This window comes from Chryseobacterium lathyri, from assembly GCF_019970085.1.
In the GTDB taxonomy this organism is placed as follows: domain Bacteria; phylum Bacteroidota; class Bacteroidia; order Flavobacteriales; family Weeksellaceae; genus Chryseobacterium; species Chryseobacterium lathyri.
On record NZ_JAHXYG010000001.1, the window covers coordinates 496,447 to 523,301 of the forward strand.

The window sequence follows — 26,855 nt, forward strand, 5'->3', positions numbered from 1 at the left end:
ATTTTTGTAACCGCCTTCTAAAAGTATCTCTTTGCATAAAATTTAAATTATGAAGAGAAATCTTTTGGCAGCTGCCTGCTGTCTGCTCGGATATTGGGTCAGTGCACAATCCGGAATATCAGGAGAGCTTAAGACTGAATATATACCCTTTTCCAGTTACATACGTCCGGAAGACAGTGTGAAAACCAATTCTAAAAGTAACTTTAAAAGAGCAGATCTTAACCTCAGCATTCCATTGTCAATGAAAAAAGACAGCAGCGGAAAGATAAAAGCCTGGTCACTTTTACTTAGCGGGTCATACGCAAAAATGACCCATAAAGACTATGAAAAACAGCTGTTTCCTGATCAGATGCTGAATGCGCAGGCCGGAATCCAGCACATAAGACCATTAGGAAAAAAATGGAGCATGATGATGACAGCTACAGTTGGAGTTTACACCGATATGGAGCAGATAAGTTCTGACGATATTCTCGGACAGGGAGGAGTATTATTTATCAGACACTTCAATCCCAATCTGGCTTTGGGAGGAGGACCTGTATTGACAACTGCCTTTGGAGTTCCTATGATATTACCGTGGATCTATTTCGACTGGAAAACAAATGGTAAAATTAAATTCAACATCAACTTTCCGGAAGGAATGGAAGCAGGCTACCTGTTTTCGGACAGATTTGCTTTAAAAGCTGTGGTCAACCTCAGCGGAATGACTGTAGAAAGAAGTAAAGACGGAAAATCCATGTTGTTGGGCTACCAACAGATCACGGCCGGAATCAGGCCAGAGCTGAAGCTCAATGACAAGCTAAGCCTTCGTCTTACAGGAGGAACAGCACTGTTGAGAAGTTTCAATGAAAACGACAGAAAGATCAAAAGTATTTTCAAAGACAAAAAAATAGCAGATCCCAAATTTGCCACCACATTTTATGCAGCCGTATCGCTGAGGTGGAATTTGCCTTAAGTGATTAAGATGGAAGATGGGGGTGGGGAGATGGGAGTGACTATCCAACGATTATTAACTTGTTGTCAATTGATTAAACACGATTCACCAAAGTGTATAAATAAAAGAGCGATGTTCTTAACGGCTTCAATAACTTCCCGCTCCAATCTCCCATCCTTATTCATATAATTTGATGAGATAGGTTTAAATAGAAAAGTAGAACATTTAATTTTCGAGAATAACCATCATCCAGCCTCCCTCTTCCTTTCCAAATCTACTTACTAATAAGCTTCTTATACACCACCTGATTAAGCAGTTCTTCTTTTCGGGTGCGGGAAATAGGAAGCTCTGTTTTATTGATGTAAAGACGTCCGCCTGAGATCATGTCGATATGGATGATATTGATCAGGAAAGATTTGTGGATCCTGAAAAAATGTTCGGATGGCAGAGACTCTTCAACAGCTTTCATTGTTTGATGAATGACCAGAGATTTGTCTTTAAAGTGCAGTTTCGTATAGTTCTGCATGCTTTCAATATACAGGATATCTACCCAAGAGACTTTTATGAAGGTATCAGATTGTCTTACATACAGAAAAGGATCATCAAAAGGGGAGTTCTTCTTCATCTTTTCAGAAACAATAAACTGCTGTTGTGCTTTGTTCACGGCCTGATAGAAACGGTTAAAGGCAATAGGTTTCAGAAGATAATCCACAACCTGCAGCCGGTAACCTTCCAGGGCATATTCGGAATAGGCGGTTGTGAGAATGCATAAAGGAGGATTTTCAAGCTGTTCCAGAAACTCAAGACCGCTTAAGTAAGGCATATTAATATCCAGAAAAAGAAGGTCAATTTCTTTTTCCTTCACTATGGCGTCGGCTTCCAGTGCTGTGGCACAGGTGCCTTCAACGGATAAAAAATCAATCTGATCCGCCAGCTCTTTCAGGTGAAATCTGGCCAAAGGCTCATCATCGATGATCAGACATTTTATTTTAGGGATATTACTGCTCATTATTGTCAGATAATTGTAAGGTTAGAGTTACTTTGTATATATTATCAGCTGTCACAATCGTAAGTTCGTGAGCATTCGGATACTGTAATTTTAAACGCTTTTGTACATTTTGAAGTCCAATCCCGCCGGAGCCGTCCTTCTTTTTATAGGTTGCTGGTTCCGAACAAGAGTTTTCGGCATAAAACAAAAGAAAACCGTCCTTCTCTATACAGGAAATCTTTACATAACCTTTATGACCGGGCAGTCTGCAGACATACTTAAATGCATTCTCGATAAATGGAACCAGAAGAAGAGGAGCAATAAACGACCTGTTATTTCCGGTACTCCAGTCTGCATTCACTTCCAGTTCATTTCCCCATCTTAGCTTTTCAACTTCTACCAGATTCTGCAGGTGTTCAATATCCTTATCCAGAGGAACAAGGTTCTGACTGCAGTGATAGAGCTGATAACGGAGAATATCTGAAAATTTGAGCAGCAGATAATCAGCAAGTTTTGTATCCGTTTTCATCAGAATATGAATATGATTCAAAATATTGAAAACCACATGAGGGTTGATCTGGTCCTGCAGCAGTTTGAGCTGATTTTCTAAATGAGCCTGCTGAAGAAGAATATGATCCCGTTCTATTTTTCCGTGTTCCTGATAAAACTTGATGCCGCAAGTAGATCCATTGATGAGAAATGAAGCGGGGAGCGCCAGATAAAAACCCTTCCATAAGAAAGGAAGATGATCGGTAAAGTCGGCTGGAAGCTGATTTTTTGAGCCTATTTCAATATAAGTGAAGATCAGAGAATAGATGAAGCTCAATAAAAGGATGACTCCTGTAGCCTGGATCAGAAATAATTTCATTTTTTTTAACCGCAATGCTTTTGGAAGGAGTTTGGTAGTAAGAAAATGAGTGAAAAAGAATGAAGAGACCACCAGAGCAATTGTTTGGAGTACGGATGAAACCTTGTCAGAACTAGCCTGAAAGTTGATATACACTGCAGCTGCAAAAACGAGCCAGAAAATAGCAACAAAAAAATATTTTTTTAAAATTAAAGGTTGTGTCATGGATAAGATAACGTAGGTTATAAAAAATTAGAAACTGCAGGGCGCAGTTTCTAATAGGTAAAGGTACTTTAAGTTTTTAGAATAAGAAATATCCTATCCCGAGTGTAAAGCTGTTGGGTTTAGATTTAAACTCCTTACTGATGCTCGTAAGTCCTGTTTCATATCTGAGGTCTGCTGTAAAGTTTTTGTAATCTACTCCGATACCTCCCGTAATTCCGATGTTAGATTTATCAAAGCTTTTAAAGCCTTCCTGCAATGCTTTGGATGTCGACAGATTATTTTTAAATGCATAGCTGTAAACTCCTCCGGCAAAGGCTCTTATATTGAAATCCTGGATATTGATCAATTTATAACCGATTACTATCGGAATGTCAATAGAGTTCCAGGTAAGCTTTGGAGTGCTTCCGTCTTTGGAGTTGTAAGAGGTCTTCCTCTTGTTGAATAAAGCTTCCCCCTGCACATATAGGCTTCCAATATCCATTCTTGTCATAATTCCTCCCTGATATCCAAAACCGTATTTTCCTTCCAGTGCAGAAGACTCTGTTGAGGTTTTTGTATAGGTTGCCCCACCCTTTATCCCGATGTGGAAAGCCGGAGTCTGCTGTGCTTTAGTCTCAACCGAGCATGTGATACATAATAAAAGTGAGCTTAGTGCTAAAATCTGCTGTTTCATAAATTGTTGTTAATAATCTGGTGCAAAACAACAACTATGAAGAATGAGATAAAACTTTATTTGATGAACGGCAGGGATGCTTGGATGAGGATCATTTTTTGGCTGAAAAGATTATAAAAAAAATCGGAAGGGTTTGGCTTCCGATAAGTATGGGTTAAAAAGGTTCTTCTTCGCAGATCGTTGGAGGAATGCATCCGCCTGTTCCGCCGCCGCCCGGGTTTCCACCACCTCCTACGGCAATACAGCTTCCCGGATTTCCATCATCGTACATCTCACAGGCTTTTCCGAAGGTACATTCACAGTCTGTCCAGCAGTACGCAGAATCGCCATTCATGTGGCAGCCGCCTATTCCATTTCCAAGGATTGTGGAAAGATCTTTTCTCAAAAGTTTTTTCATTTTTCTCATAATAAATTGATTTTTAAGTTAATAGTTTGATGTATAAGTAAATATAATCAAAAAATTAAATATTTTTCATCAACAGGAGAAATAATGAGTGGAAATTTTACGCAAGACAAAAGAAGCAACCCACTGCATCTGCAATGGGTTGATCTGTTTTATTTACTGAAATTTAATTGTAAAGGAAGGTTCACTACAGAAAGTACCGGCCGTCCATTCGATTCTGCGGGCTTCCATTTGCCCTTATCTTTAATACGGTAAAAAGCTGCTTCTATAAATGCGTTTACATCTTCGTTATTGCCTTTTACTTTCACATGATATGCATTCCCTTTAGAGTCTAAAGTGAATTTTAAAGTTATTTTATAAGGATTAACGGCAAAATTCAGGAAACTGAGGTCTACTGCTTCATTTAAAAGCTTTTGAAACGAAGCTTTTCCGGTTGCATACTCGGCTTCCTTGGTGATCTTCGGAGCCACAGGAGGCGGAACATCCGTTACTGCTTTGTTTTCCTCTTCATAAATTTTATCTAAAGCATTTTTATATGCCGATATTTTCTCCTCAGTAATAAGCCACTCCTGCTTAGTTTTTAAATCATTAGGCTTAGGGTATTTTTTATACAGAGCCTTTTTCTTTCTTTCATAACGGGAATCGGCTTTATCAAATTCAGAGATCTGTGCCTGGCTGAATACAAAAGATATAATGAATACTAATGCTAAGAGTCTTTTCATAACCTATTAAGCTTTAACAATATTAATGATCACCTCAACCGCCTTCTCCATGCTTTCCAAAGCAACATATTCGTAAGGACCGTGGAAGTTCATTCCCCCTGCGAAAATATTCGGACATGGCAGCCCCATATAAGAGAGCTGAGCTCCGTCTGTTCCTCCTCTGATCGCTTTGATTTTAGGTTCAATACCAGCTTCTTTCATGGCCTTTGCAGCAAGATCGATGATGTGCATTTTTCCTTCAAACTGCTGCTTCATGTTTCTGTACTGTTCTTTTATTTCCACCTCGGTAGTGCCTGCACCGTATTTTTGGTTGAATTCAGCCACTTTTTCCTCCATGAATTTTTTTCTGGCTTCATACTTTTCCTCATCATGATCACGGATGATGTATTGAAGCTTAGCCTCAGAAATATCAGCTGTAATATCCATTAAATGATAGAATCCGTCAAAACCTTTAGTCGTAGCCGGAGTTTCATTCTCTGGAAGCATCTGGATAAATTCAGCGGCTAAAAGGCTTGCATTCACCATTTTTCCATAAGCATAACCCGGGTGAACGCTTAATCCGTGGATTTTTACCACAGCTCCGGCAGCATTGAAGTTTTCATATTCCAATTCTCCCACTTCACTTCCATCCATAGTATATGCCCATTCTGCACCGAATTTAGCTACATCAAATTTATGCGCTCCTCTGCCGATCTCTTCATCAGGAGTAAATCCTACAGCAACTCTTCCGTGCTTAATTTCCGGATGTGCAATAAGATATTCCGCAGCAGTTACAATTTCTGCACAGCCAGCCTTATCATCAGCTCCTAAAAGCGTATTCCCGTCAGTCGTGATCAGGGTTTGTCCGATATATTTTTTTAAGCTTTCAAATTTTGAAGCGGATAGTGTAAATCCTGTGGCCTGATTCAGAACAAGATCACTTCCGTCATATTTTTTCCAAATCTGTGGTTTTACATTTTCACCACTGAAATCCGGTGAAGTGTCATAATGTGAAATAAAACCAATCGTAGGCCTGTTATCATCTTCTAGGTTAGAAGGAATATATCCCATAATATAGCCATTGTCATCAAGAGAAACATCTTCCAGACCAATAGTTTTCAGTTCCTCAGTAATATATTTTGCAATGTCCCACTGGCGTGGAGTAGAAGGAGTCGTTTCGCTTTCTGCATCACTGGTTGAATATATTTTTACATAAGTGAGAAAACGGTTCAGTAATTTCTCTTTCCATAATGGGTTGAATTCTATTATACTCATCGATCATAAATTTCCAACAAATATACAATGTAAATTTTTCAAATTTAAAATTTAGGCCATCTTTCTGGCATCTTTCAACCCGTAAAAGTGTTTCATTTTTTCAATTCCAAACAGTGATTTCGATAATCAAATAAATTATCATAACTTGCATCAATTATGATGTCCAAACGTTGCAAATATGCATTGAAAGCAATGGTAAGATTGGCAAGAAACTACAACCAGGGGTTTTTGTCAACTGCTATTATTGCACAGGATGAAAATATTTCAAAAAAGTTTTTAGAACAGATTCTTCTTGAACTTAAAAGAGCCAAGCTGGTCAACAGCAAGCAGGGAACAGCGGGCGGCTACTACCTCCTGAAGTCACCTGATGATATTTCATTGGCAGATATCTACCGGATTTTTGAAGGACCAATTGCCTTAACTCCCTGTATTTCAATAAATTTCTATGAACCTTGTGACGACTGTGTCGATGAAGCAACATGCTATCTCAGAAATGAACTGATCATAGTAAGAGAAAAAACAAGAAAAAGTATGATGGAAGCTACCCTTACTTCCTTTATAAAAAACAGCTGAAAATTTTTTTAATTTTTATATACTAGTAATTTGGTAGGATAACTAGGATTTATATATATTTGCAGAAGTTAATTTCAATTTAAAAATGGAAAACGCTCTGAAAATAGAATTCAATAACCTTCTCGAAAATGCCTCTACAGGTGTTTTGAGTGCCGATTTTTTGCAGGTTCTGGCAGAAAAATATCCGGGAGAAGTTATATTTTCTACCAGCTTCAGCTATGAAGACCAGGTTGTGAATCATCTGATAAAAAATCTTGATATTGATATTTTCACGCTTGATACGGGAAGACTTTTTGAACAGACCTACGAAACCTGGACCTCATCCAGAGCATTCTTTAAAAAAAATATAAAAGCCTATTATCCGGATCCGGAAGCCCTGCAGAAATTTGTCTCAGAAAACGGACCGGATTCCTTTTATCAGTCCGTGGAAAATAGAAAAGCTTGCTGTAATATCCGAAAGGTTCAGCCTCTGAAAAAGGCCCTTCAGGGATATAAGGTCTGGATTACAGGCTTAAGGTCTCAGCATTCTGCGGGCAGGAAAGAAATGCCGCAGCTGGAGTGGGATCCAGATCATCAGATCATTAAGTTTCATCCTATCCTTCACTGGACCACGGAACAGGTGGCAGACTATGTAAAAACACATCAGCTTCCTTATAATCACCTTCACAAAAAAGGGTTTGTAAGCATCGGATGTGAACCCTGTACCAGAGCGATCAAAGAGGGCGAAGATTTCAGAGCCGGCCGATGGTGGTGGGAAGATGCTGACAAGAAAGAATGCGGCTTACATGTTCATCAATAAAAATATACTATGTCATTATATAAATTAAACTATTTAGATCAGCTAGAATCTGAGTCCATTTATATCCTCAGAGAGGTTGCAGGACAGTTTGAGCGTCCGGCATTACTGTTCAGTGGCGGAAAAGACAGTATTGTTCTGGCTCATCTGGCAGCAAAAGCATTTCCTCACGGAAAGATCCCTTTTACATTCGTCCATATTGATACCGGACACAATTTTCAGGAGGTTTTAGATTTCAGAGATCAGCTGGCTGGAGAACTGAATGTGGATTTGGTTGTACGGAAAGTAGAAGATACCATTCAGAAAAGAAAACTTACAGAACCTAAAGGTAAATTCCCGAGCCGCAACTGGCTGCAAACCTTTACATTGCTTGATGTAATTGAAGAGTTTGAGTTCGACGCATGCATAGGAGGAGCAAGGAGGGATGAAGAAAAGGCCCGTGCAAAAGAGAGAATATTTTCTGTAAGAGATGAATTCGGACAATGGGACCCCAAGCTCCAACGTCCCGAGCTTTGGAATATTTTTAACGGAAAAATCCATAAAGGAGAGAATGTAAGAGTTTTCCCAATAAGCAACTGGACCGAATTGGATGTATGGAACTACATCCGTAGAGAGCATATAGACCTGCCATCTATTTACTTTTCGCACGAAAGAGAAGTCGTAGATCTTAATGGACAATGGATCGCTAATTCTGAGTTTGCCGTACTGGAAGAAAGTGACATTGTAATAACAAAACGGATCCGTTACCGCACCGTAGGTGATATGACCTGTACAGCAGCTGTAGAATCTGAAGCGGCAACCGTTGACAGGGTAATTGAAGAAATTGTAGCCACCAGAATCTCAGAAAGAGGAGAGACCAGAATTGACGACCGTGTTACAGAAGCGGCCATGGAAGACCGGAAAAAAGGAGGCTATTTCTAATAGGTAATCAATCTGACATTACTTATCATGTATCACTCATAAATAAAAAATCGTGGATATATTAAGATTAATAACAGCAGGAAGCGTAGATGACGGTAAAAGTACCCTCATTGGAAGACTGCTTTACGATAGCAAAAGCATTTTACAGGATCAGCTGGAAGTACTTGAAAAACACTCTAAAAACAAAAATGATGATGGGGTAGACCTTGCTCTTTTAACGGATGGGCTCCGTGCAGAAAGAGAACAGGGAATCACCATTGATGTCGCTTACCGGTATTTTTCGACATCAAAAAGAAAATTTATTATTGCAGATGCTCCGGGGCATGTTCAGTATACCCGAAACATGATTACCGGAGCTTCTAATTCAGATCTTATGGTTATTCTCATTGATGCCCGTAAAGGAGTCATTGAGCAGACGAGGAGACATTCCATTATTGCTTCATTACTTAAACTGAAAAAAGTAGCTGTTGCGATCAATAAAATGGATATGGTGGATTATTCGGAAAATGTTTTTGAAACGATTAAAACAGATTATTCCAAGATCGCAGAAGGCTTAGGTTTAAATGATGTTACCTATTTCCCGATTTCAGCATTGAAAGGGGATAATATCGTTTCCTTATCTCCTGTTACAGGCTGGTATAAAGGAAGTTCCCTTCTTGAATACCTGGAAGAAGTGCAGCTTGATCAGGAGCAGAACAGTGGCAGCCGTTTTCAGGTGCAGTATGTCATCCGTCCGCAGACCGAAGAATTGCATGATTACCGCGGTTATGCCGGGCAAGTCGTCAGTGGAAGCTTTCAGAAAGGAAATAAAATAGCCATACTTCCGGCTGGAATAATCACTGAAATTATAGCAATAGAAGTGAATGGTGCTGAGGTTCAGGAGGCTTTTGAAGGACAGCCTGTTGTTATTCAGATTAAAGAAGATATAGATATTAGCAGAGGAGATTTCTTTACCTCGGCAGAAGAACTTCCCAATGTGGAAAAAGAAATAGAAGTATTGCTGTGCTGGCTTGATCATAAAGCCCTGCAGCCGGGAAATAAATACCTGCTGCAACATCACAGCAGGCAGTTAAAAGCTGTGGTAAAACAGGTCGATTATAAGATCAATGTCAATACACTGGAAAAAGAAACGGCAGAAGAGGGCATCAGGCTCAATGAAATTGCAAAAGTAACCATACGGACGGCGCAGCCTTTAGTATTTGATGATTTTATAAGCAATAAAAAAACAGGATCCGCTATTCTGGTAGATGAAACGTCCAATGCTACCGTTGCAGCCTGTATAATTCAGTAGAAATGAAAATATCAGATCATTTTATTAAGAAGATTCTTGAAAAAAAGCAAATCAGTTCCACCCGGTTCTTTGATCAGAACAAAATGGAAAATTTTGTCACAGAGCTGTACAATCTCCTGTTTCTTCCCAAACAGGTAAACACGGGTGATCAGCTTTACAATGATTTTGAAATACTGAGTAAACTTCTTTTTGATTTAATAGGAAGTACAGAGATTGATGAGGTTTCCGTTGAAAATCAAACCAATGCTTTTTTTCTGGCCTTGCCTGATATTTATGATAAACTGATTCTCGATGCTGAATCTATCCTGGAGTTTGATCCCGCAACAGAGTCTTTGGAAGAGATACTTCTCTCTTATCCCGGCTTTTTTGCAACCTATGTCTATAGAATTTCGCATCAGCTTTGGATTCAAAAAGTAAAAACACTGCCACGCATAATCTCAGAATATGCGCACAGCAGGACAGGAATAGATATTCATCCGGGGGCGGTTATTGGAGAACATTTCTTTATTGACCACGGAACCGGGATTGTGGTTGGAGAAACAACGGTTATTGGCAATCATGTGAAGCTATATCAGGGAGTAACATTGGGAGCCTTACATGTTTCAAAAGATAAAGCCAATGAGAAAAGGCACCCCAATATTGAAGATCACGTGATTATTTACTCAGGGGCAACCATTTTAGGAGGAGATACAACCATCGGCAGAGATAGCATCATAGATGGAAATGTGTGGATTACCCAAAATGTACCTTCCAATTCCTTAGTCTATAATAAAAGTGAAATAAAAATAAAAGATAACGGACCGCTTCCTGAATCTTTAACATTTGTGATATAAACAACAAAACAACATAAAATTGAATCGGTATGAAGTTCCAAAACACATTAGAAACCATCGGAAATACCCCGGTTGTAAAAATTAATCAGCTTTTCGGTGCCGGACATGAAGTCTGGATCAAGCTGGAAAAAGCAAATCCGGGCGGAAGTATCAAAGACAGAATTGCTTTGTCAATGATCGAAGATGCTGAATCTAAAGGTCTTCTGAATAAAGACAGCATCATTATAGAGCCTACAAGCGGAAACACAGGAATTGGACTTGCCCTGGTAGCTGCTGTAAAAAACTATAAGCTGATTCTCGTGATGCCGGAAAGTATGAGTTTGGAACGCCGTAAAATTATGGAATCATACGGAGCAGAATTCGTTCTGACTCCTAGGGAAAAAGGAATGAAAGGAGCCATTGAAAAAGCGGAAGAACTGGCAAAGGAAACCCCGAATTCATGGATCCCAAGGCAATTTGATAACCCGGCTAATGTAAAAGTGCATGTTGAAACCACCGCCCAGGAAATCCTCAAAGACTTTCCGGAAGGACTCGATTACCTTATCACCGGAGTCGGAACAGGAGGACATATCACCGGAATTGCAAAGGTACTTAAGCAGAAGTTTCCCCATATTAAAGTAATTGCTGTTGAGCCCGAGCTATCTCCCGTACTCAGCGGAGGTGCCCCCGCTCCACATCCTTTGCAGGGTCTGGGTGCAGGATTCATTCCTTCCATACTTGATACAGCCCTATTAGATGAAATTGTTCAGATTAATAAAGACGAAGCTTTTGAATACACAAAAAATGCCGCCAAAAAAGAAGGTCTTTTCGTTGGGATTTCCACAGGAGCAGCTTTAGCAGCAGTAGCAAAAAAACTGCCTGAAATCCCGGACGGATCTACCATTCTTACGGTAAACTATGATACAGGCGAAAGATACCTGTCCATTGAAGGACTGTTCTAGAACCCACCAATAAAAAAATTAAAAATGAAACATACTAGTAGTTCACCACAGGTTTTCCTTGTCGGTGCAGGACCCGGCGACCCTGATCTGATCACTGTGAAAGCGGTAAAAGCTATTGCTGCTGCCGACGTTATCTTATGCGACCGTCTTGTAAGCCCTGAAATAATAGACCGTTATGCCAATAAAAAAGCCGAAATTATATATGTTGGAAAAGAATGCAGTAAAAATGCTTCTACACCGCAGTCCCGCATCAATACATTAATTGTGGACTATGCTTCCCTGGGAAAAACCGTGGTAAGGCTTAAAGGAGGGGATATATCCTTTTTTTCCAATGTTCTGGATGAATTGAAAGCTTTGAAAGAGCATCATATACCATTTGAAATTATCCCTGGAATTACAGCAGCTTCAGGAGCAGCAGCCTATGCCGGAATACCTTTAACGGCAAGAGGGTATGCCACATCCGTACGCTTTCTGACCTATTATAAAACAGAAATTCTCAGTGATGAGTACTGGAAAGAACTGGGAATATCAGAAGATACTCTTGTTTTTTATATGTCTAAAGGAAACCTCAATGGCCTGGTAGATAAATTCTTAGCACTAGGCAAAACTGATGAGAAGAAGATTGCGGTGATTGAACAGGCTACCACCCCTTATCAGAAAGTACATACCTCATCCATAGAGGATTTTCATGCAAAATTCGGGAATAAAGATTTTATATCTCCATCATTGGTCGTGATAGGGAAAGTAGTTAACCTTCACGATGAGTTTTCCTGGCTGAAAACACCTATACAGGAAGGGATTTACTTTAAATCTGTAACAAACGGAACTCTGGTGTCAAACCATCAAAACCTATTCGAATATGCTGTCTGAAATTAAATTAAAAGCCCTTAAAGAAATATCCGGCGATTTTTCAAGGGATGAAGCGGTCTGGGCCAGCGGTTTTCTGGCAGGCCTTGCAGGATCATATGCTACAGTACAGGAAGATTTTACACTTGCAACTCATACCGAAACAGTTTCTGCAAAGAAAATTACCCTTGCCTATGGTACTGAAACCGGAAACAGTAAGAAGCTCGCGGTAGAACTTGCGGGAATCATCAAGAAGAAAGGTATTCAGGTAAAGCTGGCAGACCTTTCCCAATACAAACCGAAAGATCTTGCTAAAGAAGATTTGTTCTTCATTATTATCAGTACTCAGGGAGAGGGTGATCCACCTATTCTTGCCAAAAAGTTTTATGATCATATTCATGAAAATGACTTGAATATCAGTAATTTGAAATTCGGAGTCCTTGCTTTGGGAGATAGCAGTTACCCTCTGTTCTGCAAAACCGGGGAGGACATCGATTCCCGTTTTGAAATACTGGGTGCACAGCGTATTCTTCCTTTAAAAAAATGTGATATTGATTACGAAGAGGAAGCTCATACCTGGGCTGAACATATTCTGGATGTTGCTAATAAAACGAAAGAAAGCAGTCATAAAAGCACTGTTACTCCCAAAATATCAACCGGAAGAAAAAAGTACCAGGGGAAAATTTCAACAATCATCAATTTAAATGACATTGGGTCTGATAAAGAAACCTATCACATTGAAATAGAAACAGAAGAACCTTTAGTCTATAGCCCAGGGGATGCATTGGGCGTTATTGCCCTCAACCCGAAACATGAAGTGGATGAGATCATTGCCCTAACCGGGATTGATCCTCAGAAACAGATTACAACCGCCAAAATTACAGCCGGCGCAGAAGAACTTCTCTACAAACATCTTAATATCAGCTACCTGCTTAAAACAACAGTAGCTCAATATGCACAGACCACTGGGCATCATATCCCTGAAGTGAGGTTAAGCCTTCTCGATTTGCTGAGGATTTATCCTGTAAAAAATGCCGATGAATTTGAACAGGTACTTAAGTTTTTAACCGGGCAGTCACCACGTTTATATTCCATTTCTTCATCGCTGGAAGCTCATGGTGATGCAGACATTCACATCACGGTAACAAAATCCGAGTTTTTTATTAATGATAAAAAGCAGAACGGACTCTGCAGTAGTTTCCTTGCTGAATTTAAGGAAGGAGAAAACCTTGAATTCTATATTCAGGAAGCCAAACATTTCAGATTACCCAAGCCGGATAAAGATATCATTATGATTGGTCCCGGAACCGGCATTGCGCCTTTCAGGTCTTTTCTCTACGAACGGGATGCCCTTGGAGCAGAAGGCAGAAACTGGCTTTTCTTTGGTGACCGGACATTCGTTTCAGATTTTCTTTATCAGGCCGAACTACAGGACTTTCTGAAAACCGGGACATTAACTCATTTAGACCTGGCTTTTTCCAGAGATACAGCCGAAAAAATATACGTTCAGCACAGGCTGGAGCAAAAAGCACAGGAGGTCTATCACTGGTTGGAAAGCGGAGCATCACTCTACGTATGCGGAACAAGAGATCCTATGAGCAAGGATGTTGAAAAAACCATTCTGAACATTATTCAGGATAAAGGAAAACATAGTGTAGAAGAAGCTCAGGCTTACCTGGAAGAACTGGAACTCAGCGGCAGATATGTAAAAGATGTGTACTAAATCATAAACGGATCAATATGACAGATAAGAATAACCTTTCCCCTGTAGAAAGGATCAAGACCAGCAGTAACGGACTTAGAGGAACTTTAAAAGAAAGCCTTTTGGACGATTTTACGGGAGCTATCAGAGAAGATGACCAAACACTCATCAAGTTTCACGGGATGTATCAGCAGGATGATCGGGACAGACGTGAAGAAAGAGTCGCCAAAAAACTGGAATGGCTGTACTCCTATATGATTCGTTTGAGGCTTCCGGGAGGTTTTTTAACTTCTGAACAATGGGCAGGACTTCATGAAATTGCAGAAAATCATTCCACAGGAGTGATCAAAATTACCACCCGCCAGACCATTCAGCTGCACGGAATTTTAAAATCTCATGTAAAACCGACCATTCAGAGCTTCAATTTGCAGCATCTGGATTCCATTGCAGCATGTGGTGATGTGAACAGGAATGTGACCTGTACCTCAAATCCTTCCGAATCGCCCTTGCATCAGGAGGCTTATGAATTAGCGGGGAAAATAAGCGAAATGTGTCTGCCCAAAACAAAATCATATTATGATCTGTGGATCGATGACGAATTGGTTGTTGACAGAAAAGCAGAGGAAGACCCCCTATACCAAGACAGATATCTGCCCAGAAAGCTGAAAATTGGAATTGCCGTTCCTCCCAATAACGATGTAGATGTTTTTATTAATGACATAGCGCTGATTGCTGTCATTGAAGATCATAAAATTGTCGGTTATAATATTGCGGCAGGTGGAGGATTGGGGGCCACACATGGAAATGATGCAACCTATGCACGCCTTGCATCTCTCCTGGGTTTTGTAGATACAGAAGAAAAAGTATTGAAAGCGGTGTATGAAATTATCACAGTACAGCGTGACTTCGGGAACAGAAGCGACAGGAAATTATCAAGGTTAAAATATACAATAGACAAACTGGGTATCGAGGGATATAGAACTGAAGTAGAAAAAAGATGTGGTTTCAGTTTTGAACCTGCCAGGGAATTTAAGTTTGAGCAGAGAAAAGACCGTTACGGCTGGGTACAGAATCATGAAGGAAAATGGTTTTATACTTTATTCGTAGAACACGGACGTGTACTTGATACAGATGAATATCCTTTAAAATCAGGGCTGTTAAAAATTGCTGAAACCGGGAAAACCAATTTCCGCTTTACCTGCAATCAAAACCTGATCCTGTCTGATATTCTGGAAAATGATAAAGCTGAAATTGAGGTTCTTCTGAAAGAATCAGGAATTTCAACCTATACCGATGAAGCCAGCGCACTTCGTAAAAATTCCGTTGCCTGCGTAGCATTGAATACATGTTCATTGGCTTTGGCAGAAGCGCAGCGCTATTTACCCTCTTTAGTCACCAAAATAGAGCCTGTCCTTGAAAAATATGGCCTTCAAAACGAAGATATTACCATCAGGATGACGGGGTGTCCCAATGGGTGCGGAAGATCACCTAATGCCGAAATTGGATTCGTGGGTACAGCATATGGCAAATATAATCTTCATATCGGCGGGGACAGACTGGGTACGCGCCTGAATACAAAATTTAAAGAAAACATCGGTGAAGAAGAAATCATAGAAACCCTCGACCAGCTTTTCAGAATCTATTCGGAAGAGAGAAGTACAGAAGAAACATTTGGTGATTTCTCCTACCGTTATTTACAAACCGCAAAATAAAAAATATGATCAACCTCTTTTACAGACAGACAAAAGCTAGACAACATGATCAGAATCTTTTAGGGATCCGAATGTGTATGTGCTGTTCATTAATTGACAACGCATAAAATCATTTTTCAACCCTAAAATTAAAAACAAGTGAAATCCATACACCACCCATATTTTAAACATAAAATCCATCTTATACTGTTTACCCTTTCCTTCACCGGCTTTGTACAGGCGCAGCAGCTTATCGAAGTAAGCGGCACGATCAGGCATACAGACACCCAAAAAGGAATTGCCGGAGCAAACATCCGGGTAGAAAATACCCAGGATGCAGCAGTAACCGATCAGGATGGAAACTTTCAGCTGAGAACAAGGGTGAAAATACCCTTCAGAATTGCCATTGCCAAAGAAGGCTTTGCCACTCAGACTACTGAAATATTGTCATTGTCCAGTAAAATTGCAGTAGAATTGAATCCTCAGAACACCATCATTAATGAAGTGGTGATTTCCGCTTCACGTGTTCCCGAAAAGATACTGAGATCTCCGATTGCTATTGAAAAAATTGATATTAAAACCATCAGGGAAAGTCCGGCCGCTTCATTTTACGAAACATTGGAAAATGTAAAAGGGCTGCAGCTTTTGACCTCAAGCCTTACTTTAAAAGTTCCCAATTCCAGAGGATTCAATTCTCCGAATAACTTCCGGTTTATGCAGCTGGTTGATGGTGTCGATGTGCAGTCTGCCACGCTCGGAGTTCCGCTGGGAAATGCAATAGGGCCTACAGAACTGGATATCCAGTCTATGGAAATTACTCCCGGAGCCGCTTCCGCTTTGTATGGAATGAATGCTGTGAACGGATTGGCGAGTCTTCAGACAAAAGATCCGTTTACCTCGGAAGGAGTAAGTCTTTATTTCAGAGGCGGAGTGAATCATGTGGACAATGTGAATCATAAAACCGCTTCTTTAGGAGAAAGCGCTGTCAGAATTGCAAAAGTTTTTAATAAGAATTTTGCTGTAAAGATCAATGCCTCTTATTTCAGCGGAGTTGACTGGATCTCAGATAACCGTACAGATCAGAACCCCAATTCACTGATTACTGCCAATCCAAACTTTTCCCTGGCGAATAACCCGGCTGAAGATCTCTGGAATAAATACGGTGATGAAAGAAACAACAGGACATCGGTAAAAGTGAATTATAATGGAAAGCCAACCACCTTTAATGTTTCAAGGACAGGATATGATGAAAAAGATCTGATAAGTCCCGAAGTGAAAAATGTAAAATTCGATGCCGGATTGTACTATCGTTTTGGAGATCAGTGGAAAACTTCTTACGTGTACCGTTACGGATTACTCGATGGTACTTTTCAGAGAGGAAACAAGATCCGCCTTCAGAATGCAACGGTTCAGAACCATAAAGTAGAATTGACGGGTAAAGAACTGACATTCAGGGCATACATGTCCATAGAAAATACCGGAGATTCTTATAATCTTAAGCCATTAGCTGATAATCTGGACCTTACCAATCTTTCCAATACCAACTGGAAAAATATCTTTCAGAATACTTTGCAGGACAGGCTTAATTCTGGAGTAAATCTGAATGATGCTTTTATTTTGGCAAGACAGGAAGCCGATAAAAACCGGGCTATTCCAGGGTCGGCAGCTTTTGAACAGCTGAAAAATACAATCATTGGGATCAATAACTGGGATTCAGCCAATTCCGGAATTGCAGGAGCACCCGCCACCGGAGGCGCAAAGCTTGAACAGAAATCCCGATTTTACCAGGGCGAAATTACTTACGACTTTACAAAATTTGTAAAGGTTTTTAATCTTCTTGTCGGCGCAGATTACCGTCTTTACAGCATCACTCCCGACGGAAATAATTTTGTTGATTTCGACAGGCCGGTCAGTGAACGGAATATTCCTTTATCAGACGGGACTTTTGGAAACAATGTCATTTATCAGAAATATGGTGCTTTTGCCCAACTTACCAAGCTTTTTTTCGATGATAAGTTAAAAGTAAATCTGGCTCTTCGCGCCGATAGAAATCCTGAGTTTCAAACCAAATTAAATCCAAGGGTAAGCGTGGTTTACTCTCCGGTTAATCAACATAATTTCCGGGTTTCTTTTCAAAATGGTTACCGTTTTCCTTCTTTGTTTGAAGCCCTTTCATTCGTTAATAACGGAAATGTAAGAAGAGTGGGTGGACTGTCGAAAGCCAATGACGGATTGGGTTATCTTGAAAATTCATATACACTGGCTTCTATTGACCAATTCACTTCTGCAGTTAATAAAGATATAGACGGAGGGCTCAATCAGAACCAGGCTGCACTGAAAAATAAAAGCTTATTGTCCGCGGCCAATCTCCCGAAATTACAGCCTGAAAAGGTAACCTCTTTTGAAATAGGCTATAAATCAGCGTTATTCAACAGCAGGCTTATCATCGACTGGGACCTTTATTACAATGTCTATGAAGGTTTTCTGGGACAGGTAGAAGTGGCGGTGCCTAAAAATGAAAGTATAGGCAGTGATAATGCCGTTTTAGCAATGCTGGACAGAAGTAAGCAGGACCGGTACAGAGTGTATACCAATAGCAACAGTAAATATAAAAGTCTTGGAACATCTCTGGGAATCCGATATAATCTGGTGAAAAACTATAATGTAAATGTGAACATTTCATATAATGATCTGGTTTCAACCAATACCTCGGATCTTTTCATTACTGCTTTCAATACTCCTAAATGGGCAGTTAATTTAAGTGTTGGAAATAGGGAGATTATTAAAAATATAGGATTTACGGTTGCAGCGAGATGGCAGAATAGTTTCTTATGGGAAAGTCCGTTAGCTTCCGGAAATATTCCGGCCTATTATACCATCGATGCTCAGGCAACATGGAGAATTCCGGACATTAAAACGAGTGTGAAAATCGGAGCAACGAATCTGCTTAACCGCCGGTATTTTCAGTATGCCGCAGGACCCGAGATCGGGGGACTGTATTATGTCGCATTTACCTATGATCTAAACTTTAAATAAGATGAGTAACTTTTTATATCCCATATTCTTAAAACTCGAAGAATTATCACTGCTCATCATTGGTGGAGGCAACATTGCTCTGGAGAAGCTGGAATCTGTTCTCGTTAATTCTCCGGGAGCGCGCATTAAGCTTGTAGCATTGGAAATAAGTGATCAGGTTAAAGAACTAAAAAAGAATTATCCCAACCTTACCCTGCATGAAAGGTCTTTTACGGATAATGATTTTAACAGTGCCGATCTTGCGATCGTGGCGGTTAATGATATTTTCGTTGCAGAGCAGATCCGTGACAGGGCTCATCAAAATAATACACTGGTGAATATTGCCGATAAACCAGATCTATGTGATTTTTATCTGGGTTCCATTGTAAGAAAAGGACATCTTAAAATTGCAGTTTCTACTAACGGAAAATCTCCGACGGTAGCGAAACGGGTACGTGAGATTTTAACGGAAACAATTCCCGATGAAGAAATGGATGGGCTCTTAGACAATATGCAGGACATCCGCAATCAGTTAAAGGGAGACTTTAGTTACAAGGTAAAAGAACTCAATAGGCTTACAACGCAATACCTGGATGAGAAAAAGGACCCGCCTGCTGAAGCGAAACTGGAGATGGAAAAATTAATTAACATCACTAAAACAGTACAGAGAAGAGCTAATATTTATCTTGGAATCATTGGTGTTCTGATACTTATTGGTGTATTGGCGCTGATTATTTATCAGTTTAACCTGTCCGGGGATATTCAGAGCTTTCTCAGTAAAGACGGACATATTTTTTACTGGATGCTGCTGGCCGGATTTCTGGCAGAAATTGTCGCCGGATCTATGGGCATGGGATATGGAGTAATCTGTACAACAATTCTTTTGCTTCTGAATGTTCCGCCTCCTGTGGTAAGCGCTAGCATACATTCTGCGGAATCTTTCACTTCGGCTGCGGGAAGTATCAGTCATTACAAGCTGGGAAATGTCAATAAAAAAATGGTTTGGGTCTTATTTCCTGTTGCGGCTGTAGGTGCTTTTATCGGGGCATTTGCATTATCTCATTTCGGCGAATATTATGCCCATATTGTAAAACCGGTCATCGCTTGTTATACCTTGTACCTGGGACTGAATATTCTCAGAAATGCATTTAAAGGAAAAGAAAAAAAACCAGGAGGAAGACAGCGTAAAAAAAGAACAAATCTCAGAATACTTGGTCTGGCAGGTGGATTTATTGATTCTTTTGCCGGAGGAGGCTGGGGACCACTGGTGACGGGGACCCTGATTAAAGAGGGAAGAACGCCCAGGTATGTAGTGGGGAGCTCTACTATGGCTAAATTCTTACTGACCGTAGTCAGTGCGCTAACCTTTATTTTCACCATCGGGATACATCACTGGAATATTGTGCTTGGCCTTCTTTTGGGAGGTGTTTTTACAGCCCCTTTTTCAGCGATGTTTGCCTCGCGTCTTCCTGCTAAAAAAATGTTTGCGGTAGTAGGTGTGGTGGTGATTGTGATGAGTCTGATTACGATTGTAAAATCATTAATCTAGCTGTTTTTTTGAATCATAATATAGGAGATCAACAAAGGTTTCTGTGTCTGGTCTGGTTTATCCGGAGCTGCATATCAGTTATCGAAATTTTAAATTGAATATAAATATTTGAAAATCAAAATAATGTTAGATTTGTATGCCTCATCTATAAACTTGTTTAGTTTTATTATATTTGAGAAAATCAAAAAGTAAAAATGTTTCTTACTGAATGTCCTAGAGATGCCATGCAGGGTTGGGGAGAATTTATCCCTACCGGCAAAAAAATAGATTACATCAACTCTCTGATGGAGGTTGGCTTTGATGTATTGGACTGTCTGAGCTTTGTTTCCCCGAAAGCAATTCCACAGATGGCCGATTCAGATGAGGTAGCTGAAAATATTGATAAATCCTTATCCAATACAAAAGTTTCTGCAATCATTGGGAATTACAGAGGTGCTGAAAAAGCGTTAAAACATCAGAGCGTAGATATTTTAGGCTTTCCGTTCTCTATTTCGGAAACATTCCAGCACAGGAATACCAACAAAAACCAGGAAGAGGCTTTTGATGAGATCATCAGGATGCTTGAGCTGGTAAAAAGTGAAGGAAAACAGCTGAATATCTATTTTTCTATGGCCTTTGGAAATCCTTACGGAGAAATGTGGAAATGGGAAGACGTAGATTTCTGGGCCAAAAGGTTTTCAGACATTGGAATTAAAGATGTTCTTCTGTCTGATACGACAGGGGTTGCAACTCCTGAAACGATTGCCCTTTTATTCGAAAAAATCCCTTCAAAATACCCTGAGATCAATTTCGGAGGGCATTTCCATAACCGATACGAAGATTCTTATTCAAAACTGAAGGCCGCTTACGATAAAGGCTGCAGAAGATTCGACAGTGCCATCAAAGGAATAGGAGGCTGTCCTATGGCCAAAGATGATCTGGTAGGAAATATGCCGACAGAACAGGTAATCAACTTTATGAGCGTAGAAAAAGTGGAGCACAAGTTGAATTTATTAAATTTTGAAAGTTCATATAATAAAGCGAAGGATATCTTTCATTTTTAATTAAAATATCATCTTGCAAATCGGACAGACGGAACAGGTAAAATTGCTTTTAAAGTATAAAAAATCTGCGTAATCTGTAAAATCTACGGAATAAAACAAATATTAATAGGAGCGGGTTTTAATCCGCTCTCCTATATTAAAAACTCGCTCGGCTTTAACTAAAACTTATCATTTAACCCCAAAATCACCAAAAATGTCACCCATAATCTCATCATCCCAGCTAAAAAACCTTTCACCAGAAAACCTCATCATTCTTGATGCCAGAGTAGGAAAAGACGTACATCAAACTTACCTTGAGAAACACATCAAAAGTGCCCGTTTTATAGATCTGGATAAAGATCTGGCAGAGATCGGAGAAAATGCTGCTTTTGGAGGAAGGCATCCACTCCCTGATATTACAAAATTTGCAGAAACACTTTCCAGGCTTGGAATTTCTGAAGATTCACATGTTGTGATTTATGATGATAAAAACGGAGCTAATGCAGCGGCAAGAGCCTGGTGGATGCTGAGATCTTTCGGATTACAAAACGTTCAGGTTCTGGATGGAGGCATACAGTCTGCCGAGAAAGAGGGTATCGAATTTTCATCCGGTGAGGAAACTTTTGAAAAAACTTCTGTCATTAAAAAAGAAGGTTGGCTTCTTCCCGTTAAGGCGTTGGAAGATGTTGAAAATGAGATCGTAAACCATTATTCGACCGTTGTTGATGTAAGAGATGCTTACCGTTATAAAGGTGAATCTGAACCTATTGATCTTGTAGCCGGACACATACCGGGAGCCGTTAATATTCCTTTTTCAGAAAATCTTGATGAGAATGGCAATTTCCTGAAACCTGAAGTTTTAAAAGAAAAATATAAGGAACTTTTAAAAGATCAACCTCAACATCTGATCATTCATTGCGGATCTGGTGTTACCGCTTGCCATACTATTTTGGCACTGGATTATGCAGGTTTTCCAATTCCTGATCTATATGTAGGTTCATGGAGCGAATGGAGCCGGAGAGAAGGAAAAGAGATTGCGAAAGAGATTTAAAGGCTGGAAGCTGAAAGAGGGAAGGCGGAAGTTACTGTTAGCCTTACTACTTTCTGGAAATTAACCTCAGTAATTTTCTTCTTCGAACTCATCGTATTGAAAATAGAAAAACCCGGAAATTTCCGGGTTTTTATTGTATTAGTGTAAAAAAGGAAGTTTATATGGGAAGAAAGTGGTTTTATGAACTCTGAAAACTTCCATCCTCCTGCTTCCGTCTTCCTTACCTTAAAGCATTCCCAATTCAAACTTCGCTTCTTCACTCATCATATCCTTGTTCCAGCTAGGTTCGAAAGTGAGCTCTAAATCTACGCTTTTCACCCCTTCCACTTCTCCTACCTTGTCTTTTACTTCCTGAGGCAGACTTTCTGCAACCGGACAGTTTGGGGTAGTAAGGGTCATTATAATTTTTACATCGCCATCCTCGGAGATCTGTACATCATATATCAGTCCTAATTCGTAAATATCTACCGGAATTTCCGGGTCGTATACGGATTTTAAGACGCTGATGATTTCCTCACCAATGTCAGCAATTTGATCGTCTGTAAATTTCATTTTTTAATCTAGATTGATATTCCTTTTCAACAAATCTTCCTGACGCATCCGCCGGAAAACATTTGCCAAAGTTAAGACATCTTTTTCACAATAGTCAACAATTCGTTGCAAGTCTTTTTCTATGTAGTAGATTGATGAAACCATTGAACCGTCTATATCATCTTTGGGAGTAGGAATTCCGAACACATGAGCTAGCAGTTCCAGGGAAACAAAACTTTTATAATCTCCGAATTTCCAAAGCTCCATCGTGTCAATATGAGGAATTTCCCAGGGCTTTTTTCCAAACATCTGGAAAGGGACCGGAGGTTGGATTCCATTAATAAGATACCTTCTCGCAATCCATGGAAAATCAAATTCTTTTCCGTTGTGGGCGCAGAGAATTACGTTATTCAGTCTTGGGCTGTTGAAGATCTCTCCGAATTCCTGAAGCAGCTTCTTCTCATCGTGACCTGAAAAGCTTTTGATTTTTAAGGTTTCATTCTTTTCGACCATTCCGATGGTAATGCAGATGATCTTTCCAAACTCGGCCATAATGCCGGCACGGTCATAAAATTCTGCGGCAGTAACATCTTCTTTTCTCTGGAACCTTGTTTTCTTGTCCCAGAGTTTTTGTTCTGTTTCAGGAAGCTCTTCCCATGATCCTGATCCGGGAACGGTCTCAATATCAAGGAATAAGATCTTTTCTAATGGAATGTGTTGTATCATATGTGTTTGTAATTTATCCTACCGGCATTCCGTTTTTTACGGGCAGTGAAGGGGTTAAAAGAGTAACTTCTTTTTTATCTTCACCATAAACTCCCATCACAAGACACTCACTGAAGAAATTGGCGATCTGTTTTTTGGGGAAATTCACTACAGCCATCACCTGTTTTCCTATGAGCTCTTCTTTTTGATAAAGGGAAGTGATCTGTGCAGAGGATTTTTTAATTCCAAGATCCCCGAAATCAATTTCCAGTTGATAAGAAGGGTTTCTTGCTTTCTCAAAATCGGCAACTGAAATTATCGTTCCGCATCGCATGTCAATTTTTTCAAAGTCTGTCCAGGATATTTCCGGTTTTATAGTCATGATAATGAGTTGATTAAGTGTTCTATTTCTGCTTTTTCTGCTTCATATTTCTGCTGCAGTTCCGATCCTTCGCCCATTCTCCTGTAATATTCTAAGGCCTGGCCTCCAAAGAATTTCTTATAATGATCCGAGACTTCCGGGATCTGTGGAAAGACTTTATGGAAAAGCATTTCATAGTAGGCCTGAAATTCCCGTTCATTTTTGTCTTCGATGACCTGTCCGGGAGCCTTTTGCCGTACATGAAGCATTTCGTGGGCAACCATATTCAGAACGAGATTCAGATCAAAATCAAATAAATTCTTCGGGATCATTACGGTTTGTGGACCGCCCAATACTCCTTCTGCCGTCAAAAGCATAGAAGTGGGGGAAAGCTCTTCCCGGAATCCGAAACCGGCAAAATTTTCATGCTCCAGGTCGAAGGAATGGATTAAAAATTTAGCGGCATCCAGAATCTGGTCGTGTTCTTTGTAAGCCTCAAGGTGTAAATTGATCTGCTCGAAATTCATTCAGAATATGTTTTAAACAAATGTATTAAAATATTGAAAATTTTGGTAGTGTTTTGGGATGAAAATAGAGGATTGAATATGCTGATGATTCTGTATTATTTTGATACTTTAGACTTCTTAGTGTTCAAAGTTTTCTGTTTTATCCATTGAATTGAAAGAGAAAAAGGTTCTGTAATGTTAAATGCAGTATTGTGTCCCAATGTTGAAAATAAAGTATATTCAAAAGGTTTGCCCTGAACTTTGAGTGAATTTAATTGCTCTATGCACAACTTTACGGGAATTTGTATATCCTTCTCTCCAAAAAGCCAAAGTCCGGGAATCGAAAGACTTTTAAGAGAAGTTTTTGGGTCAGTTGCCACAAATTGATACCGATCTGGGTCATTTTTAGTGTGCTCAAGAGCATCTGTTTCTGTATGATTTTCCCAAAATTGATTGTTTCCATTAGTATAAAACTGAAATCGGAGTTGTTCTAAAGTAGTAATTGTAGGGCAACTAAATAATACCATAAATTCTATTTGTGGATTTTTGCTCGCAGCAATTGGAATGATCCATCCTGCCTGACTGAAGCCAACTAATCCAATAGGAGTCTTTTTATCTTTCAAATACTTTCGAAATGTATTTACCGCTGCATTTGCATCTTGAGATAGTAAATTAAGATTAGCAGTATCAATATTATTAGTGCCAACAGATGGTCCTACATACACACCACCAGATTCTCCAACGCCACGTTTGTCATATGTAAGTACAGCAATGCCTTCTTTAGCAAGACGCTTGGCAAACTCCATTTCTCTTTTTACCGGATCAGACCCATGAACAATTACAACTGCGGCAAATGGATCCTTAGGTTTTAAAATTGAGCCTGCAAGAGTAATGCCCTGACTTTCAAACTTTACATCTTGAATGACAAAGTCGGTCGATTGCGAAAATACAGTTATAGGCAAGGTGATTAATAATAACCACAGAAATAAGTTATAAAAAAAGTTGATTTTCATTTTGGAATTATATAAAAATTTATTTTGAACGGTTTTACTTAGCATTCCCTACAACATCTGAATTTACACGTTGCGTGAACAAAAATTTGAAAAATTAGTTTACCACTCACTGAACGGCTATCTATGCTCTCTGCAATAGATTTAAAATGTATTCCTTTTACGCTGAGTTCGGTTATAAGCTGAATTAAACCAACGGTTTTGCGTCTTATTATATCGAATCCAAAAAGCCAAAGTATCACCTTTTCTTATCAATTAAGAAGTTCATTTAGTACACTTTCTCATTTACGTCAAATATAATCTAATTTGTTTTTGTACAACGAAAATGTACAAAAAAGAAAATAAAAAGCTTCAATAAATAAATACCAAAACGAGTACAGGAAGCGGACTGTAAAAAAAGAGCCCAACTAAAAGTCAGGCTCTTCATATAAAGAAAAAAAATTGGTTATGGATGCTCGTTGCGGGCTCTTATCACGAGATTGACGAGATCTGAGCCGCCACTTGCAAAATTTTCACTTGGGTTATGAGCACTTTGTGTTGCTACAGCATAAGGAGCTCCGTCCCAATATCCCCAGAACGGACCACCACTTTGCCCTGGCCAGATATCTGCTTTGTGGGTCATGCTTTCATTATCATCGGCGCTCCAGAAGTCTCCGTCTAAAGCAATACCGGTCTGATAAGTGGGTCTCTGGGTTCCTGTTAAATCTCCGGGATAACCTGCATGTGTCCAGTAAGCCCCGCCATCCCATGAATCTGAATAAGATTTGGCACCCAGCCAGCCTGTACTGTTTCCGATAGGTCTGTCCAGAACAATAACAACATAATCATATTGAATTTCTGTAGAATCAATCGTAGGTCCGGCTACTTTGTACTTATAATAGGTTAATGTACCCCAGGCGCTTCCGTAAGGAGCACTTCCGTTATAATACATTGGAGTAAATTTTAACCAGCCCGTGGTGTTATTTGGCTGCCAGTCTACAATGTGGGCACAGGTAAGAAGGTGTCTCGGGCCTATCATTACCCCGCTTCCTGAGCCCAAAGCGCTTTCTACTCTCCCTACGCATCGCCACGGATACGCAGTAGAATTATATACTTTTCTCTGATCGGGACCGAATATAGTTTTTACCCCTTCTGCGGTTAAGAAAGATTCTCTGTCAATGAATTTTGGTTTACGGTCCTTTTTAGCTTCCAGTTTAGGCTGATATTCAAAATCTGAATGGGTAGGATAGAAATGATCGGTCTCGAGTACTTTTCCTTCTGCAGCTTTTTCACCTGCAGGCATTCCGATCGATTTCATTCCTTTCGGGAAAGATCTGCCGTCAATGGTTTCCATGGCAGGTCCCTGGTGGGTTAGTTTTTCGGCATTTGCCAATTTTTCAGTTGATTTTGCTTTAACGGTTTTAAGTCTTGAGACTTCTTCCGTTGTCATTGGTTTGTTATGGTCAGTTTTAGACATGATTATTGGTTT

At 39.8% G+C, this 26,855-nt stretch carries 26 protein-coding genes; 14 read left to right on the top strand and 12 right to left on the bottom strand.

Going from position 1 to position 26,855, the window contains the following annotated elements; translation table 11 throughout:
• Positions 1–49: 49 nt before the first annotated feature.
• Entirely contained in the window at positions 50–952 is a 903-nt protein-coding gene (locus LC418_RS02330) for a DUF6268 family outer membrane beta-barrel protein (protein WP_223557961.1), read from the top strand.
• 253 nt (positions 953–1,205) lie between these two features.
• Here the strand turns inward: LC418_RS02330 and LC418_RS02335 are convergent, their stop codons facing one another.
• From LC418_RS02335 to pepT, 6 genes are all read right to left on the bottom strand, one after another.
• Entirely contained in the window at positions 1,206–1,940 is a 735-nt protein-coding gene (locus tag LC418_RS02335; RefSeq protein ID WP_111954121.1) for a LytR/AlgR family response regulator transcription factor, read from the bottom strand.
• Positions 1,930–2,787 carry a sensor histidine kinase gene (locus LC418_RS02340; protein ID WP_223557962.1) on the bottom strand — a complete coding sequence of 286 codons (858 nt, stop codon included), beginning with the start codon at positions 2,785–2,787 and terminating at the stop codon, positions 1,930–1,932. The genes LC418_RS02335 and LC418_RS02340 overlap by 11 nt, the downstream gene beginning before the upstream one ends.
• 280 nt (positions 2,788–3,067) lie before the next feature.
• Positions 3,068–3,664, bottom strand: coding sequence for a porin family protein (locus LC418_RS02345; RefSeq protein WP_223557963.1), 597 nt, complete (start codon positions 3,662–3,664; stop codon positions 3,068–3,070).
• Positions 3,665–3,818: 154 nt separating this feature from the next.
• On the bottom strand, positions 3,819–4,070 hold the full coding sequence (locus tag LC418_RS02350) for a hypothetical protein (protein ID WP_223557964.1): 252 nt from the start codon (positions 4,068–4,070) through the stop codon (positions 3,819–3,821).
• A 149-nt stretch (positions 4,071–4,219) separates the two neighbouring features.
• Positions 4,220–4,789, bottom strand: coding sequence for a hypothetical protein (locus tag LC418_RS02355; RefSeq protein ID WP_111954129.1), 570 nt, complete (start codon positions 4,787–4,789; stop codon positions 4,220–4,222).
• Between the two features lie 6 nt (positions 4,790–4,795).
• A complete protein-coding gene (gene pepT, locus LC418_RS02360; RefSeq protein ID WP_223557965.1) occupies positions 4,796–6,043 on the bottom strand; it encodes a peptidase T in 1,248 nt (415 codons plus the stop codon).
• Between the two features lie 156 nt (positions 6,044–6,199).
• On the opposite strand from pepT, the gene LC418_RS02365 reads away from it, so the two are divergent.
• The 13 genes from LC418_RS02365 (at position 6,200) to LC418_RS02425 (ending at position 22,274) form a co-directional block, all read left to right on the top strand.
• Entirely contained in the window at positions 6,200–6,616 is a 417-nt protein-coding gene (locus LC418_RS02365; protein WP_083996783.1) for an RrF2 family transcriptional regulator, read from the top strand.
• Positions 6,617–6,701: 85 nt separating this feature from the next.
• The gene (locus LC418_RS02370) at positions 6,702–7,415 is read left to right on the top strand and encodes a phosphoadenylyl-sulfate reductase (RefSeq protein WP_223557966.1); all 714 of its coding nucleotides are present in this window, start codon (positions 6,702–6,704) and stop codon (positions 7,413–7,415) included.
• Positions 7,416–7,424: 9 nt separating this feature from the next.
• Entirely contained in the window at positions 7,425–8,333 is a 909-nt protein-coding gene (gene cysD, locus LC418_RS02375) for a sulfate adenylyltransferase subunit CysD (RefSeq protein ID WP_223557967.1), read from the top strand.
• Between the two features lie 52 nt (positions 8,334–8,385).
• Entirely contained in the window at positions 8,386–9,624 is a 1,239-nt protein-coding gene (locus LC418_RS02380) for a sulfate adenylyltransferase subunit 1 (RefSeq protein ID WP_223557968.1), read from the top strand.
• A 2-nt stretch (positions 9,625–9,626) separates the two neighbouring features.
• On the top strand, positions 9,627–10,457 hold the full coding sequence (gene epsC / locus LC418_RS02385; protein WP_223557969.1) for a serine O-acetyltransferase EpsC: 831 nt from the start codon (positions 9,627–9,629) through the stop codon (positions 10,455–10,457).
• Between the two features lie 29 nt (positions 10,458–10,486).
• Positions 10,487–11,398, top strand: coding sequence for a cysteine synthase A (gene cysK / locus LC418_RS02390; RefSeq protein WP_223557970.1), 912 nt, complete (start codon positions 10,487–10,489; stop codon positions 11,396–11,398).
• Positions 11,399–11,422: 24 nt separating this feature from the next.
• A complete protein-coding gene (cobA, locus tag LC418_RS02395) occupies positions 11,423–12,268 on the top strand; it encodes a uroporphyrinogen-III C-methyltransferase (RefSeq protein ID WP_223557971.1) in 846 nt (281 codons plus the stop codon).
• On the top strand, positions 12,258–13,967 hold the full coding sequence (locus tag LC418_RS02400; RefSeq protein WP_223557972.1) for a diflavin oxidoreductase: 1,710 nt from the start codon (positions 12,258–12,260) through the stop codon (positions 13,965–13,967). The genes cobA and LC418_RS02400 overlap by 11 nt, the downstream gene beginning before the upstream one ends.
• Positions 13,968–13,984: 17 nt before the next feature.
• A complete protein-coding gene (locus tag LC418_RS02405) occupies positions 13,985–15,658 on the top strand; it encodes an NADPH-dependent assimilatory sulfite reductase hemoprotein subunit (protein WP_223557973.1) in 1,674 nt (557 codons plus the stop codon).
• Positions 15,659–15,796: 138 nt separating this feature from the next.
• Positions 15,797–18,673 carry a TonB-dependent receptor gene (locus LC418_RS02410; RefSeq protein ID WP_223557974.1) on the top strand — a complete coding sequence of 959 codons (2,877 nt, stop codon included), beginning with the start codon at positions 15,797–15,799 and terminating at the stop codon, positions 18,671–18,673.
• A gap of 1 nt (position 18,674) precedes the next feature.
• On the top strand, positions 18,675–20,201 hold the full coding sequence (locus tag LC418_RS02415; RefSeq protein ID WP_223557975.1) for a TSUP family transporter: 1,527 nt from the start codon (positions 18,675–18,677) through the stop codon (positions 20,199–20,201).
• Between the two features lie 194 nt (positions 20,202–20,395).
• The gene (locus tag LC418_RS02420; protein WP_111954153.1) at positions 20,396–21,244 is read left to right on the top strand and encodes a hydroxymethylglutaryl-CoA lyase; all 849 of its coding nucleotides are present in this window, start codon (positions 20,396–20,398) and stop codon (positions 21,242–21,244) included.
• A gap of 193 nt (positions 21,245–21,437) precedes the next feature.
• Complete coding sequence (locus tag LC418_RS02425; RefSeq protein WP_223557976.1) at positions 21,438–22,274, top strand: sulfurtransferase; 837 nt, start codon at positions 21,438–21,440, stop codon at positions 22,272–22,274.
• 225 nt (positions 22,275–22,499) lie between these two features.
• Here LC418_RS02425 and LC418_RS02430 read toward each other — a convergent pair whose 3' ends face one another.
• The 6 genes from LC418_RS02430 to LC418_RS02455 all read right to left on the bottom strand — a co-directional run bounded on the left by LC418_RS02430 (position 22,500) and on the right by LC418_RS02455 (position 26,843).
• Positions 22,500–22,826 carry an SUF system Fe-S cluster assembly protein gene (locus LC418_RS02430; RefSeq protein ID WP_111954157.1) on the bottom strand — a complete coding sequence of 109 codons (327 nt, stop codon included), beginning with the start codon at positions 22,824–22,826 and terminating at the stop codon, positions 22,500–22,502.
• 3 nt (positions 22,827–22,829) lie between these two features.
• Positions 22,830–23,531 carry a 3'-5' exonuclease gene (locus LC418_RS02435; RefSeq protein WP_111954159.1) on the bottom strand — a complete coding sequence of 234 codons (702 nt, stop codon included), beginning with the start codon at positions 23,529–23,531 and terminating at the stop codon, positions 22,830–22,832.
• A gap of 13 nt (positions 23,532–23,544) precedes the next feature.
• Positions 23,545–23,892, bottom strand: coding sequence for a tRNA-binding protein (locus tag LC418_RS02440; protein WP_223557977.1), 348 nt, complete (start codon positions 23,890–23,892; stop codon positions 23,545–23,547).
• Entirely contained in the window at positions 23,889–24,398 is a 510-nt protein-coding gene (locus LC418_RS02445; RefSeq protein WP_223557978.1) for a hypothetical protein, read from the bottom strand. The genes LC418_RS02440 and LC418_RS02445 overlap by 4 nt, the downstream gene beginning before the upstream one ends.
• A gap of 95 nt (positions 24,399–24,493) precedes the next feature.
• Positions 24,494–25,390: an alpha/beta hydrolase family protein gene (locus tag LC418_RS02450; protein ID WP_223557979.1), complete on the bottom strand. Its 897-nt coding sequence runs from the start codon at positions 25,388–25,390 to the stop codon at positions 24,494–24,496.
• A 442-nt stretch (positions 25,391–25,832) separates the two neighbouring features.
• On the bottom strand, positions 25,833–26,843 hold the full coding sequence (locus LC418_RS02455) for a trypsin-like serine peptidase (RefSeq protein WP_111954167.1): 1,011 nt from the start codon (positions 26,841–26,843) through the stop codon (positions 25,833–25,835).
• Positions 26,844–26,855 lie beyond the last annotated feature (12 nt).

Excerpts from the sequence above, each read along its gene's own strand:
- LC418_RS02400 (WP_223557972.1), top strand. The coding sequence starts at position 12,258 with ATGCTGTCTGAAATTAAATTAAAAGCCCTTAAAGAAATATCCGGCGAT.
- cysK (WP_223557970.1), top strand. The coding sequence starts at position 10,487 with ATGAAGTTCCAAAACACATTAGAAACCATCGGAAATACCCCGGTTGTA.
- epsC (WP_223557969.1), top strand. The coding sequence starts at position 9,627 with ATGAAAATATCAGATCATTTTATTAAGAAGATTCTTGAAAAAAAGCAA.
- LC418_RS02445 (WP_223557978.1), bottom strand. The coding sequence starts at position 24,398 with ATGAATTTCGAGCAGATCAATTTACACCTTGAGGCTTACAAAGAACAC.
- LC418_RS02365 (WP_083996783.1), top strand. The coding sequence starts at position 6,200 with ATGATGTCCAAACGTTGCAAATATGCATTGAAAGCAATGGTAAGATTG.
- LC418_RS02370 (WP_223557966.1), top strand. The coding sequence starts at position 6,702 with ATGGAAAACGCTCTGAAAATAGAATTCAATAACCTTCTCGAAAATGCC.
- LC418_RS02340 (WP_223557962.1), bottom strand. The coding sequence starts at position 2,787 with ATGAAATTATTTCTGATCCAGGCTACAGGAGTCATCCTTTTATTGAGC.
- LC418_RS02350 (WP_223557964.1), bottom strand. The coding sequence starts at position 4,070 with ATGAGAAAAATGAAAAAACTTTTGAGAAAAGATCTTTCCACAATCCTT.
- LC418_RS02405 (WP_223557973.1), top strand. The coding sequence starts at position 13,985 with ATGACAGATAAGAATAACCTTTCCCCTGTAGAAAGGATCAAGACCAGC.
- LC418_RS02440 (WP_223557977.1), bottom strand. The coding sequence starts at position 23,892 with ATGACTATAAAACCGGAAATATCCTGGACAGACTTTGAAAAAATTGAC.
- LC418_RS02425 (WP_223557976.1), top strand. The coding sequence starts at position 21,438 with ATGTCACCCATAATCTCATCATCCCAGCTAAAAAACCTTTCACCAGAA.
- LC418_RS02335 (WP_111954121.1), bottom strand. The coding sequence starts at position 1,940 with ATGAGCAGTAATATCCCTAAAATAAAATGTCTGATCATCGATGATGAG.
- LC418_RS02420 (WP_111954153.1), top strand. The coding sequence starts at position 20,396 with ATGTTTCTTACTGAATGTCCTAGAGATGCCATGCAGGGTTGGGGAGAA.
- LC418_RS02430 (WP_111954157.1), bottom strand. The coding sequence starts at position 22,826 with ATGAAATTTACAGACGATCAAATTGCTGACATTGGTGAGGAAATCATC.
- LC418_RS02415 (WP_223557975.1), top strand. The coding sequence starts at position 18,675 with ATGAGTAACTTTTTATATCCCATATTCTTAAAACTCGAAGAATTATCA.
- cysD (WP_223557967.1), top strand. The coding sequence starts at position 7,425 with ATGTCATTATATAAATTAAACTATTTAGATCAGCTAGAATCTGAGTCC.
- cobA (WP_223557971.1), top strand. The coding sequence starts at position 11,423 with ATGAAACATACTAGTAGTTCACCACAGGTTTTCCTTGTCGGTGCAGGA.
- pepT (WP_223557965.1), bottom strand. The coding sequence starts at position 6,043 with ATGAGTATAATAGAATTCAACCCATTATGGAAAGAGAAATTACTGAAC.
- LC418_RS02330 (WP_223557961.1), top strand. The coding sequence starts at position 50 with ATGAAGAGAAATCTTTTGGCAGCTGCCTGCTGTCTGCTCGGATATTGG.
- LC418_RS02355 (WP_111954129.1), bottom strand. The coding sequence starts at position 4,789 with ATGAAAAGACTCTTAGCATTAGTATTCATTATATCTTTTGTATTCAGC.
- LC418_RS02435 (WP_111954159.1), bottom strand. The coding sequence starts at position 23,531 with ATGATACAACACATTCCATTAGAAAAGATCTTATTCCTTGATATTGAG.
- LC418_RS02345 (WP_223557963.1), bottom strand. The coding sequence starts at position 3,664 with ATGAAACAGCAGATTTTAGCACTAAGCTCACTTTTATTATGTATCACA.
- LC418_RS02450 (WP_223557979.1), bottom strand. The coding sequence starts at position 25,390 with ATGAAAATCAACTTTTTTTATAACTTATTTCTGTGGTTATTATTAATC.
- LC418_RS02455 (WP_111954167.1), bottom strand. The coding sequence starts at position 26,843 with ATGTCTAAAACTGACCATAACAAACCAATGACAACGGAAGAAGTCTCA.